The 12,267-nt window shown below is 57.6% G+C and carries 9 protein-coding genes and 1 tRNA gene; 7 read left to right on the top strand and 3 right to left on the bottom strand.

All coding sequences use genetic code 11. The features are described from left to right. Positions 1 to 439 precede the first annotated feature (439 nt). Positions 440 to 1,360 carry a PRC and DUF2382 domain-containing protein gene (locus tag L8V01_RS05095; protein ID WP_269946061.1) on the top strand — a complete coding sequence of 307 codons (921 nt, stop codon included), beginning with the start codon at positions 440 to 442 and terminating at the stop codon, positions 1,358 to 1,360. Positions 1,361 to 1,430: 70 nt separating this feature from the next. Here the strand turns inward: L8V01_RS05095 and L8V01_RS05090 are convergent, their stop codons facing one another. Continuing rightward, positions 1,431 to 2,792, bottom strand: a complete 1,362-nt coding sequence (locus L8V01_RS05090) for a dicarboxylate/amino acid:cation symporter (protein ID WP_269946060.1) — start codon at positions 2,790 to 2,792, stop codon at positions 1,431 to 1,433. A 275-nt stretch (positions 2,793 to 3,067) separates the two neighbouring features. Between L8V01_RS05090 and L8V01_RS05085 the strand changes: the two genes are divergently transcribed. From L8V01_RS05085 to nrfD, 5 genes are all read left to right on the top strand, one after another. Then, a complete protein-coding gene (locus L8V01_RS05085; protein WP_269946059.1) occupies positions 3,068 to 4,153 on the top strand; it encodes a thermonuclease family protein in 1,086 nt (361 codons plus the stop codon). A 185-nt stretch (positions 4,154 to 4,338) separates the two neighbouring features. Next, positions 4,339 to 4,926, top strand: a complete 588-nt coding sequence (gene pcp, locus L8V01_RS05080; protein WP_269946058.1) for a pyroglutamyl-peptidase I — start codon at positions 4,339 to 4,341, stop codon at positions 4,924 to 4,926. A gap of 47 nt (positions 4,927 to 4,973) precedes the next feature. Continuing rightward, positions 4,974 to 8,240 carry a formate dehydrogenase-N subunit alpha gene (gene fdnG / locus L8V01_RS05075; protein WP_269946057.1) on the top strand — a complete coding sequence of 1,089 codons (3,267 nt, stop codon included), beginning with the start codon at positions 4,974 to 4,976 and terminating at the stop codon, positions 8,238 to 8,240. Next, positions 8,241 to 9,299 carry a 4Fe-4S dicluster domain-containing protein gene (locus L8V01_RS05070; RefSeq protein WP_269946056.1) on the top strand — a complete coding sequence of 353 codons (1,059 nt, stop codon included), beginning with the start codon at positions 8,241 to 8,243 and terminating at the stop codon, positions 9,297 to 9,299. It begins immediately after the preceding gene. Further along, on the top strand, positions 9,296 to 10,411 hold the full coding sequence (gene nrfD / locus L8V01_RS05065; protein ID WP_269946055.1) for an NrfD/PsrC family molybdoenzyme membrane anchor subunit: 1,116 nt from the start codon (positions 9,296 to 9,298) through the stop codon (positions 10,409 to 10,411). The genes L8V01_RS05070 and nrfD overlap by 4 nt, the downstream gene beginning before the upstream one ends. On the opposite strand, the gene L8V01_RS05060 is transcribed toward nrfD, so the two are convergent. Next, positions 10,408 to 10,758: a hypothetical protein gene (locus L8V01_RS05060; protein ID WP_269946054.1), complete on the bottom strand. Its 351-nt coding sequence runs from the start codon at positions 10,756 to 10,758 to the stop codon at positions 10,408 to 10,410. The two genes, nrfD and L8V01_RS05060, sit on opposite strands and share 4 nt — an antisense overlap. 240 nt (positions 10,759 to 10,998) lie before the next feature. Beyond that, complete coding sequence (gene selD, locus L8V01_RS05055; RefSeq protein WP_269946053.1) at positions 10,999 to 11,982, bottom strand: selenide, water dikinase SelD; 984 nt, start codon at positions 11,980 to 11,982, stop codon at positions 10,999 to 11,001. Between the two features lie 170 nt (positions 11,983 to 12,152). Here selD and L8V01_RS05050 point away from each other — a divergent pair. Beyond that, a tRNA-Sec gene (locus tag L8V01_RS05050) sits at positions 12,153 to 12,247 on the top strand. The last annotated feature ends 20 nt before the right edge of the window (positions 12,248 to 12,267 follow it).

Here is a 12,267-nt window from a genome sequence, read left to right as displayed (position 1 = left end):
GTATACACACTGTGTTCCTTCTGTAAATTTCCGGAAAGTAACTACCCCCTATTTGGAGAAACCTGAATGTTTCCTGTTGCCTCCGTTCGGGGGTGTGTTTGGCGTTGGGAAATTTGGTGATTGTTAAGTCTATTGGCTAATGGCACTGTGGGCTCACTTTCCGACATCCAGTCTTGTCATTACTGCCGTTTACGGTGCAATTATCCGGATGTTATCAAACCGTTATAGTGCTTTCTGAGCTGCATGAACTTTGTGATCGGTGAAGAAATTGCAGAAATTTTTCTGCTGGCGGTCGAAAAATCTCGAATTCTCCGTATGGTGGTTGTCACAGCAAACAAGAAGAGATTTTCACCCCCGCACTCCACGTGTTGGGGGTAAGAAAATGTCCTTTTGTTTGGTTGAAGATAGCTATACCAATAGCAGAAAGGATTTATTGACAATGGGTAAGAACATTAAGGACCTTTTTAACGCCACCGCATACGACAAGGACGGCGAGAAGCTCGGCGATGTCAACGAGGTATTCGTTGATGACCAGTCCGGCCAGCCGACCTTCGTTGAGGTTAACCACGGCCTGTTCGGCATGAACTCCAGCTTGGTCCCACTGCGTGGTCATGATTTCTCCGGTGATGACCTGAAGCTGGGCTTCTCCAAGGACCGCATCAAGGATGCACCAGACTTCGACTCCGATAAGCCGCTGACCCCAGAAGCACAATCCGATATCTTCAAGCACTACGGCTTGGAAAGTGCACACGACGTTACCGACTACAAGGATTCCAACCTCGACGCTAAGCGCGACGTGCAGGCTGGCGCTGACAAGGATCACAACCTGACCGCTGGTGCAGGTGCAGCTGGTGCTGGCGCAGGCGCTGCAGGTGCAGGTGTTGCTGGTGCACGCGCCGATGAAAATAAGGCAGCTACCGAGGCCGCTCACACCGAGCGTAAGACTGGCGTTGCAGACGATGCTGCTGCGCGCACCAATAACGACGGTGAGCTCATCCGCTCTGAGGAGCAGCTCAACGTCAACAAGGAACGCGTAGCTACCGGTGAGGCTCGCCTCCGTAAGTATGTCGTGACCGACACTGAGACCGTTGAGGTACCCGTTGACCGCGAGGAAGTTCGTGTTGAGCGTACCCCGATCAACGCTGAGGACGCCAAAAACTACAACGGCGCTATCTCCGGCGACTCTGAGGAAGCTTCCGTTACTCTGCACGAGGAGCGCGTGAACATCGACAAGGAAACCGTCCCAGTCGAGAAGGTCAACCTGAAGAAGGATACCGTCCGCGATACCGAGACCCGCACTGAGGAGCTGCGCAAGGAGCAGATCGACACCGATGGTGTTGATGGCTTCAAGAACAAGTAAAAGCGCATAGCCAAAAGCCCGCAAGGTTAACCTTGCGGGCCTTTCTTTTTGCTTGAACTAGGAGACTGGCTTAAGCCTTGACTCCGATGGACTCGGCCGAGTCAGAGTCCATAATGTCCCTGACGCCGCTTTCTGCAGCATCCCAGGTTGCTTTGTCTTGGATTCCGGCGCGCTTGGCGACGATGGTCGCGCACAGTACTTGTCCAGTGACGTTAAGTGCGGTGCGGCCCATATCGATAATCGGCTCGATGGCTAGCAAGAGGCCGACGCCCGCCAGTGGCAGGCCCAGCGTAGACAAGGTTAGCGTGAGCATGACCGTTGCACCTGTCGTACCTGCGGTAGCTGCAGAACCGATGACGGAAACGAAGATGATGAGGAGATACTGCGAGAAGTCGAGGTCAACTCCGTAGAATTGGGCAACGAAGATGGCTGCGATGGCCGGGTAGACGGAAGCGCAGCCGTCCATCTTTGTGGTTGCACCCAGCGGCACGGCAAAGGATGCATATTCGGACGGAACACCCATCGCTTTCTCGCTGAACCGCTCGGTGGCTGGCATAACGCCCATAGAGGAACGGGTGACAAAGCCCAACGAAGTGACTGGCCATACGCGCTTATAAAAGCCCATAACCGGAATCTTGTTGAACTTCAGTACGGCCGGATAGATGACAACGAATACCAAACCAAGGCCCACGTACATAGCTAGAACGAATTTGCCCAGCGAGCCCAGTGCGTCCCAGCCGTAGGTAGCTACGGCCTTGCCAATAAGCGCGGCGGTGCCAATCGGCGCTAGGCGGATGATCCACCACAAGATAACCTGGATGACCTTGAGGAAGGACTCGGTAAAGCGCAGGAAAGGCTCGGCAGACTTGCCGGTCTTGACCGCGGCGATTCCAATAGCCAGCGAGATGACAAGGAGCTGGAGGGCGCCGAAGCTGAGGGAAACTTCGCCGTCGGAAAGCGAGGCAGAAAGGCCGAGGAAGTTTTGCGGCAGCAGCTGCTCAAAGAACGCGGTCCACGAGCCAACGTGGGAAGGATCTTGTGCGGTAGCTGCGTCAACGCTTGTGCCGACGCCCGGTTTCATTACCACGGCGACAATGATGCCCGTCAGAACGGAGAAGAAAGCGGTGATTGCGAACCACACCAACGTGGAAATGGCTAGGGAAGCGGCGTTGGCTACCTTGCGCAGGTTGGCGACAGAGGTGACGACGGCCGCGAAAATCAGCGGCGGGATCATCACCTTGAGCAGCTGCACGTAGGCGCCACCGACGCCGGTAAGCAGGGTGGTTAACCAGCCGGGGTTATCTGGATCAGTATCCATGCCGGAGGCAATGAAGCCCAGGATGAGGCCGATAATAAGGCCCGCGATGACCTGCGCACCGAATCCCGTGGCCCAGCCGGGAAGCTTGGAGCGCGAAGACTCTTGTTGAGACATAAAGATTCCTTTGAAAATAAAAATGGACAGATCGGACTATTTGCCAGATACTGTTCGGTTCAACTTCAATACTGCTCACCTTATTCCCTGAACGCCCGCAGGTACAAGATGTGGCATCACTATCAGCTTTCCTCTCCGCCCTTTGCGCTCACGCACTGAGATTTTTTGAGGTGGTTTTCTATTGCCGGTGAGCGCGGAGGGAGGGTATGAATAATCACCTTGCGCCTCACTGCTAACTTTAAGTATCTATTTTCTCTATCTCAGGAGGCGCATTTATGGGTTGGGTCAAACCCCTCGTCGGTATATTCGCGGTTGGAGCTGTTGCTTCCGTTGCCTTGGGCGGCGATGATGAAGACACGGTTGTGGTTAATCGGGTGATCGACGGTGACACCATTGACGTTGATATTGACGGCGAAAATACCCGGGTCCGACTGCTCAACATCGATACGCCTGAAATCGGCCATAACGGGGTGCCCAGCGAATGTCTCGCGGAAGAGGCGAAGCATTATTTGGAAGGGCGGTTGCCGCAGGGGACTGAAGTCCGGTTGGAGTATGACTCAGAAAGGACGGATAAATACGGCCGCACCCTTGCTGGGGTTTTCCTTGAGGACGACTTTATTAACGCCGATATTGCAGCAGAAGGATTAGCCGCTGCCGTTGTATTCGGAGGAAATGACAAGTTTTACGAAGAAGTGCAAAAGGCCGAGCGTGCACCTAAAGATGCCGGCGAGGGAATCTTTGGGGTTTCGGATGAATGCAAGGTTTCCAGTGATGAAGAAATGGCCGAAGCACTTAGTAGCGCCGAAGCTGCAGCCGCAGCATTTGCAGGAATTGAGGCAGGGGACATCCCAGCTTATGAGGACTCCATAGATAAATCTGTTGCTGCAAAGGCGGGTTTGGTAGCCCTGACTCGCTCTAAGGACGGTCGGAGCACCTTCCAAAAGGCCGCTTATCCGGATGCTCCGAAAGAGATTGCTGCCAGCAAAGAACGCGAGCTTGGGGGAAATGAGAAACAGGCTCGAGAAAAGATTAACGAGCTAGAAGCACAAGAGCGAGAGGAAGAAAAGCGCGAGAAGGAACGCCAGGAGGAAGAGCGCCGAGTAGAAGAGCAACGGCAAGAAGAGCCCCGGCAAGCCGAGGAAAGTGCACCCGAGGTGGAGGTAGCGGAACAACCAACGCAGGATTACGAGAGCTCGGTGTCTCAGCCGGCCGAGCAACAAGCGGCTCCTCAACCGGCGCCGGTGGTTGATACATATACCGGCTGCCGCGCATATAACGGAAACTACGCACTGACGTCCGTGGATAAGAAGGGTCGGCCCTATGCGAAGATCGACTGCACTACGAAGCAGCAGATCGGATAGGGGCCTGCCCTTCGCGCTCACGGTTAAGAGTAAAACGCCTCGAAGGACTGTTTCTGGTGAGCGCGAAGGGGAAGGGATGAGTTTTTGAGCCCCTTCCCGCTCACTAGAGCAGGGCCGCAACACCAGAACTCCTTCGCCGGTGAGCGCGAAGGGCGCGCCTCCAGAGAATCTGGAATACTGGCGGCATGAAAATCCTCGTGACTGCATTCGATGCTTTTGACGGAGAGAGTATAAATCCTACGGAGCAAGTGTTGAATCACTTACCTGGGCGCATCGGGCGCGTGGAGATTTCACAATTGGTTGTTCCAACGAAGTTCGGGGAATCGCTGCGCAGGGTGACTGAGGCCGTCGAAGAAGAATCAGCGGATGTAGTTGTCTGCCTCGGTCAAGCCGGCGGACGGGAGCACATAACCCCAGAGCGGGTCGCGATCAATGTCATGGATGCCGAAATTCCAGACAACGCGGGGTACCAACCGGTGGATGTACCGGTTGTGGAAGGAGGCCCAGCGGCGTACTTTTCCACGTTGCCGGTTAAAGCAATGGTTAAGGCGTTGGGAGATATTCCGGCGCAACTGTCCAATACGGCTGGGACCTTTGTCTGCAATCAGTTGTTGTATGGGCTGCTGCACCATTTTGCAGGAACGGATGTACGGGTGGGATTTGTGCACGTTCCCTACATTAGGGAGCAGAACAAGACAGATAAGCCGATGATGGAGCTGGAGGAGATCGCCGAGGGGATCAAGCGGGCACTATGGGCGGTGCAGGCTAGTTAGGGTAGCCTTTCTGGCTTTTTGGCTCGGGTAAATATAGATTTAGGGATATGTCTCGCTTTAGCCCTCTCAACTGGCCGGTTGTGCGCCAGCTGCGCAGCGGTGATCCCTTTGGTAGGGATGTCAACACGCAGTCGCAAAAGAGCAAAGATAAGCATGGACGCACGGTGGAAGCAGACCGCGTGGTGCAATCGGTGTGCCCGTATTGTGCCGTTGGCTGTTCGCAGCGTGTGTACGTCAAAGATGACCGCGTCATTCAAGTGGAGGGCGATCCGGATTCGCCTATTTCTCGCGGGCGCCTGTGCCCAAAGGGCTCTGCGTCGGAGCAGCTGATTAATTCCGCTACGCGTCTGACCAAGATTAAGTACCGTGCCCCGCACTCAACGGAGTGGCAGGAACTTGATGAAGATACCGCGATGGAGATGATTGCGGATCGTTTCTTGGAGGCCCGCCGCAATGGCTGGCAGGACGTGGACGATGAGGGACGCAGCCTTAATCGCACGATGGGTATCGCCGGTTTGGGCGGTGCGACCTTGGATAATGAGGAAAATTACCTCATCAAGAAATTGTTTACCGCCGCCGGCGCGATACAGCTTGAGAACCAGGCACGCATATGACACTCCGCCACCGTTCCTAGTCTAGGAACTTCGTTTGGCCGCGGCGGCGCAACCCAACCGCTGCAGGATATGGCGAATGCGGACTGCATCGTCATTGAGGGTTCTAATATGGCCGAGTGTCACCCAGTGGGATTCCAGTGGGTGGTTGAGGCCAAGAAGCGTGGTGCACGCATCATTCACGTGGATCCGCGGTATACGCGCACGTCTGCGTTTGCGAACCGCCACATCGGCATTCGCGGCGGCACGGACGTGGTGCTTTTGGGTGCGGTTATTAATTACCTACTGGAAAATGAGCTGTATTTCCATGATTATGTGGTGGCGTATACCAATGCGCCGATGATCATCTCGGAGGACTATCAGGACACCGAGGACTTGGATGGTTTGTTCTCTGGTTATGATCCGGAAACCGGAAAGTATGTCACGGATTCGTGGCAGTACGTGCAAAAGCCGGAGGGTGCGTCGTGGAATGTGGAACGCGATGAATCGCTGGAGCATCCGAATTCCGTCTTCCAGATCCTCAAGCGGCATTACGCGCGCTATACGCCTGAGGTAGTGGAGGAGACCTGTGGTATTGCGCAAGAGGACTTCTTCTATCTAGCCGAGTCGATAGCACAGAACTCTACGCCGGAACGCACTACCTGCTTTGCTTATGCGTTGGGCTTTACCCAGCACACCCTGGGCGCGCAGTTCATCCGCACCGCAGCTATCTTGCAGCTGCTGACCGGCAATGTGGGCCGTCCTGGCTCAGGCATTATGGCGCTGCGCGGTCACGCTTCGATTCAGGGTTCTACTGATATTCCGACGTTGTTCCATTCGCTGCCGGGCTATTTGCCCATGCCGAGCGTCGATAAGCAAAGCTGGCCAGAGTTCGTCGATGGTATCCGTAACGAGTCGCAGAAGGGCTTTTGGCAGATCGGTGAGAATTACGCAGTCTCGCTGATGAAGTCTTATTGGGGCGATGCGGCAACCAAGGACAATGGTTGGGGCTATGACCTCATGCCGCGCATCTCTGGCGCGCATTCGACCTATGAAACGCTCATGGCAATGCTGGATGAGCAGGTGGAAGGCTATTTTGTCTTCGGCCAGAATCCGGCCGTGGCGCAGTCCAATGGCGGAATGCAGCGCCGCGGTTTGGCCGCGCTGAAGTGGCTGGTGGTGCGCGATTTCCAGGAGATTGAGACCGCCTCCTTCTGGAAGGATTCGCCGGAAATCAAGAACGGCGAGCTCAAGACCGAAGATATTGGCACCGAAGTTTTCTTGATGCCAGCGGCAACCCATGTGGAAAAGGCTGGCACCTTTACCCAGACGCAGCGCATGCTGCAGTGGCGCTTCCAGGCAGCGCCGCCGCCGGGTGAGGCCAAGAGTGACCTGTGGTTCTTCTACCAGTTGGGCAAGAAGATTAAGGAGCGCCTGCGCGATTCCACCGATCCGCGTGACCTGCCTTTGCAAAAGATTACGTGGGACTATGTGGAAACCGAGGAGGGCGAACCGGATTCTGAGGATATCCTCAAGGAGATAAACGGCTACTACCTTGACGGCCCGAAGAAGGGCGAGCTTTTGCCTGCCTTCGTAGAGATGAAAAATGACGGCACCACTTCCGGTGGCTGCTGGATCTACACCGGTGTGTTTAAGGACGGCATTAATCAGTCCGCGCGCAAGGTGCCAGGTTCGGAGCAAAATGAGGTGGCTCCGGAGTGGGGTTGGGTCTGGCCGGCAAACCGCCGTTTGCTCTACAACCGCGCATCGGCGAAGCCGGATGGCACTCCGTGGTCCGAGCGCAAGAAGTATGTCTGGTGGGACGCTGACCTAGGAAAGTGGGTTGGCGATGATGTGCCGGACTTCCCAGTGACTAAGGCGCCGGATTATAAGGCTCCTGTCGACGCCGTCGGGCCAGATGCGCTTGATGGCACCGATGCCTTCATCATGCAGGCAGATGGCCGTGGTTGGCTGTTTGCGCCGTCGGGGCTTTCCGACGGCCCGTTGCCCACCCACTATGAGCCGCACGAGTCCCCAGTGAACAATGTGCTGTACAAGCAGCAGCAATCGCCGACGCGCCTGACTATTAAGCGCCCGGATAACCTGTCGCGCCCAGAACCAGGCGAGCCCGGTTCGGAGGTGTTCCCGTTCGTATTTTCCACCTATCGCCTCACCGAGATGTATACCTCGGGCGCGATGTCGCGCCGCCTGCCGTATTTGGCGGAGCTGCAGCCTGGCCTATTCTGCGAGGTTGATAAGGCCTTGGCGGAAAAGCGCGGGCTGGAAAATGGTAAGTGGGCCACCATCGTCTCGCCCCGCGGCGTGATTGAGGCGCAGGTCTTGGTTACCGATCGCATGCAGATGATGAAGATTAATGGCGAGGAATTCCACCAGATCGGTTTGCCGTATCACTACGGCGAGTCTGATTCCACGGCCGTTGCTGGCGATGGTGCCAATGATTTGCTGGGTCTTACGCTAGAGCCGAACGTGTTCATTCAGAATTCGAAGATCGGCGCCTGCGATATCCAGCCGGGGCGTCGCCCGCGTGGTGAGGCCCGTGTGGAGATGCTCAAGGAGTACCAGAAGCGCGCGCACCTGAACCTGGATTCCGGCAATGATCTACTCACCGTGGATGATTCCTTCACCTATAACCCAGAAGTGCAGCAGCCCGCGGATGCGGACGAACCCGGCGAGAACGGCGAGGAAAGCGAAGAGGGTAAGTAAATGACCAATCTACTAACCGAGGACGCCCGCCGGCACGGCTACGATAAGTACCGCCGCATGGCCTTTTTCACCGATACTTCTATCTGCATTGGTTGTAAGGCCTGTGAGGTGGCGTGCAAGGAGTGGAACCGCAACCCGGTTGAAGGCTACGGCGTCACTGGTGATTCCTACGACAACACGGGGGCACTTGGTGCTAATACCTGGCGGCATGTGGCCTTTGTAGAGCAAAACAATGAGCGCATCGAGCATGCCCGCGAGGAAGGAAAGAAAATCATTTCCTTGGGCATGCCATCGGTAGGGGCGCAAGCCCCAGAGGTTGATACCACCCCTCCGGATACCGATACATTCCGGTGGCTCATGTCCTCGGACGTGTGCAAGCACTGTACGCATGCAGGATGCCTAGATGTGTGCCCCACGGGTGCGCTTTTCCGCACCGAGTTCGGCACCGTCGTGGTCCAGGATGATGTGTGCAATGGTTGCGGCACGTGTGTGGCAGGTTGCCCCTTCGGGGTCATTGAGCGCCGCGATGATGGTGGCGTGGCGCTGAAATACGATAAAACCGCCACCGTGGACCACGTGGATAATTCCCATGCGGGTGTCAATGTGCTGAAAAAGCTCAAGCAGCTGGCGCCTCAGGGCCCAGACCATACTCCGGGCGAGGCGATGCCGATTAAGAATCTGGGCGTCGCCCAGAAGTGCACCATGTGCTATGACCGCCTCAAGCAGGGTGAGCAGCCCGCCTGCTCCAAAACGTGCCCCACGGATTCCATTCAGTTTGGCCCGTATGAAGAGATGTTAGCTGCGGCCAAAGAACGCGTGCGGGTGTTGCATGAGCAGGGATTGACCGAGGCTCGGCTGTACGGCGCGAATCAGGATGATGGTGTCGGTGGAACCGGATCCATCTTCTTGCTCTTGGATTCTCCGGAGGTCTACGGTCTGCCGCCAGACCCGCGGGTACCGACGGCGGATTTGCCACAGATGTATAAGACCGCAGCAAAGGCTATCGGCGGCATGGCTCTAGCTGTGGCGGGTTCCTTTTTGATTGGGGGACGCAAATGAGCAGCTTTGATGAATATCGCCCGCCGCAGCCGGAGCGACGCAATCGCTACCGCAAGTTCGATGGCACAAAGCCGAAGAAGAAACGTAAGCGACTAGGCGCGGGCGCGCAGGATGGTTCGAAAGAAGAGCGCATGGCGCAGGACTTCGAGTTCTCGTCCTACTACGGCCGCCCGGTGGTCAAGGCTCCGCCGTGGGAATGGCCGATTGGTGCCTACCTTTTCTTAGGCGGTGTTAGCGGCGGTTCGGGGCTCTTGGCAGCGGGTGCGCAGGCTGTTGGAAATGCGCCGCTGCGTCGTACCACCCGCATTTCTGCCTTCGGTGCCGCGGCCGTGGGATCGGTCTTTTTGATTCTGGATTTGGGCCGGCCGGAGCGGGCTTTGAACATGTTCCGCGTCTTTAAGGTGACTTCACCGATGTCCATGGGATCCTGGATCCTCTCTGGTTTCGCGAGCGCGGCCGCTCTTCCTGCCGCGGCAGAAGTGGACGCCCTGACGGGCCATAAGCTGCCGCTACCAAAGATGGTGCGCACGGCGCTGAAGAAGTCGGCCGCCCCGGCAGGGGTGGTAGCTGGCGTGCTCGGTGGCCCGCTAGCCGGCTACACGGCAGTGCTGCTGTCGAATACCTCGAACCCGGTGTGGAATGACATGAAAAAGCACTTGCCGTACGTATTCGTGTCTTCAGCAGCGGCGGCGTCATCAGGCATGGCTATGGTGACCACCCCAGTCGAGCACGCCGGTCCGGCCCGCGCGCTAGGTATGGCGGCTGCGGCTAGCGATGTGGCGGCGACGAAGGTGCTGGAAGGTGGCATGGAGCCGGAACCGCGGGAGGCGCTGCACGAGGGCAAGCCGGGCGCGTTGATGAAGGCCTCGGAATACCTCATTGCAGCCGGTGGCGTAGGTAGCACGCTCGCGGCAGCCACGAAATCCCGCGCGGTGTCGGTGGCTGCAGGCTTATCGCTTTTGGCAGGATCTGCATGCACGCGTTTTGGCGTGCTCAACGCGGGCTTAGAAGCAGTGAAGAATCCGGAGACTACCATCGGGCCGCAAAAGCGCCGTGCGGAAAAGCGCCGGCGCGAGCAAGGTCTCGACCACGATGTGGTGAGCCCGGACTAGTCCAAGTTCTGCAGGGAGGGCGAGAGCTTGGTGCCGATGTCTTCCATGCGTTGCTGTTCGGCAGTGGAGTCGTGGCCATCGCGGTGGAGGTAGTAGTTCAGCGCTACATCGCCCACGGTGGTCACGCAGGTGGTAGATACCGAATCCTTCACCGGCCAAGCGCTGCAATAAAAGTGCCGGTCAGCGGAGGTGAATTCGAAGGGTGAGTAGTCATTGGCTGGGCGCTGCTGGGCGGCGTTTTGTGCGTTGAGGTCATCTTGTAGCAGCTCCAAATAGCGCCGAGCGGCTTCATCGGGGTCAGCGGGACAAATGGGTTTACCATCGGCCTCATACTTGGTTCCCAGCAAGCTGACCTGCTCCTTATCCTCTGCTCGGTAGAGCGCGGAAAAGAATGATCATCCTTTTCAGCTGACTGGGGATCGAGCTTGGCTTCACCGAGCGAATCCGGCAGAGCCTCGCGCACCGTGGCGGGATCGACCGGGGAGCACTCGCTTGTCGATGCCCCCTCAGAGGAACATCCCGCCATCCCCGCTGCGGCGAGGGCGGTTGCGGTGAGGGCGAAAAGATAGGGAATCTGTCGCTGCATCTTAGGCCTTGATATAGGCATCGCCGGTGCGCTCGGTGGTGTAACCGATAACTGGGTAGCCGGGGACCTCGCCGATGAGGAGGAGGCCGCCGGAAGTTTGGGCGTCGGCAAGCAGCACTAGCTCTTCCTCGCTCAAAGAGGAATCGAGGTGTGGGCGCACCCAGTCCAGGTTGCGGCGGGAACCGCCAGGTATGAAGCCTTCCGTCAGCGCCTCCTTTGCGCCCTCGATGGTGGGCACGGCGGAGAAATCCAGCTCGGCGGCGATGCCAGAGGCGCGGCACATTTTGTATAAGTGGCCGAGCAGCCCGAAGCCGGTGACATCGGTGGCCGCACGTACGCCCGCCTCCACCGCGGCGCGGGCGGCCTCGCGGTTCAAGGTGGTCATGGAATCGACCGCGGCCTGGGATACCTCGCCGGTGGCCTTGTGCTTGTTATTGAGGATGCCTACGCCGATGGGCTTGGTCAGCGTGATAGGCAGGCCAGCCTTAGCGGCGTCATTTCGCATGAGCTTTTCGGGGGCGACGATACCGGTGGCGGCCATACCGTAGAGCGGCTCAGGGGCGGTGATGGAATGGCCACCGGTAACGGAGATGCCGGCTTCGGTGGCTACGTCCATGCCGCCGCGCAGAACCTCGCGCAGGACATCCAGGCCAAGCTTTTCATTGGGCCAGCCCACGAGGTTGATGGCGGTAACCGGGCTGCCGCCCATGGCATAGACATCAGAAAGTGCATTGGCTGCGGCCACGCGTCCCCAGTCATAGGGATCATTGAGCATGGGAGTAAAAAAGTCAGCGGTGGAGATAACCGCTAAACCATCTTGAATCTTGACGGCCGCAGCATCGTCGCCATCGTCCAAGCCAACCAGCACGTTGGGGTCGGCCTTGCCAATGAGTCCCTCGACGGCGGATTCTAGCTGGCCAGCGGGGATCTTACAAGCGCAGCCGCCGCCGGCGGCAAAAGAGGTGAGCTTAATATCTTCGGTCATACGGCTATTTTACTAGTTCCGTGGGACCCCCTTGCCGCGTATAAACGGGGAGTAGTGCGGAGCAAAGGAATCTCTTCGGGCGGCGCAGTAGCCACCGTGGCGCACCGCGGTGAATGCAGCGGCTGGTAGGTGTCTCGGTAGCGAGGAATGCCCGTGTAAGGTGAGCATACGGAGGCGTACGTGTCCTGGTGGGCGCCCCGGTCTTCAAAACCGGTGAGGCCGAGCATCTCGGTCTGGCAGGTTCGATTCCTGTCCGTCTCCGCCATTCGCGCGCAAGGAGGAATG

The sequence above is a fragment of the Corynebacterium curieae genome (genome assembly GCF_027570035.1).
GTDB classification, from domain to species: domain Bacteria; phylum Actinomycetota; class Actinomycetes; order Mycobacteriales; family Mycobacteriaceae; genus Corynebacterium; species Corynebacterium curieae.
This window is presented reverse-complemented; position numbering and strand designations above follow the sequence as displayed.

Bases quoted from the DNA above. Each gene is read 5' to 3' on its own strand.
- nrfD (WP_269946055.1), top strand. From the start codon at position 9,296: ATGAGCAGCTTTGATGAATATCGCCCGCCGCAGCCGGAGCGACGCAAT.
- L8V01_RS05090 (WP_269946060.1), bottom strand. From the start codon at position 2,792: ATGTCTCAACAAGAGTCTTCGCGCTCCAAGCTTCCCGGCTGGGCCACG.
- L8V01_RS05070 (WP_269946056.1), top strand. From the start codon at position 8,241: ATGACCAATCTACTAACCGAGGACGCCCGCCGGCACGGCTACGATAAG.
- L8V01_RS05095 (WP_269946061.1), top strand. From the start codon at position 440: ATGGGTAAGAACATTAAGGACCTTTTTAACGCCACCGCATACGACAAG.
- selD (WP_269946053.1), bottom strand. From the start codon at position 11,982: ATGACCGAAGATATTAAGCTCACCTCTTTTGCCGCCGGCGGCGGCTGC.
- pcp (WP_269946058.1), top strand. From the start codon at position 4,339: ATGAAAATCCTCGTGACTGCATTCGATGCTTTTGACGGAGAGAGTATA.
- L8V01_RS05085 (WP_269946059.1), top strand. From the start codon at position 3,068: ATGGGTTGGGTCAAACCCCTCGTCGGTATATTCGCGGTTGGAGCTGTT.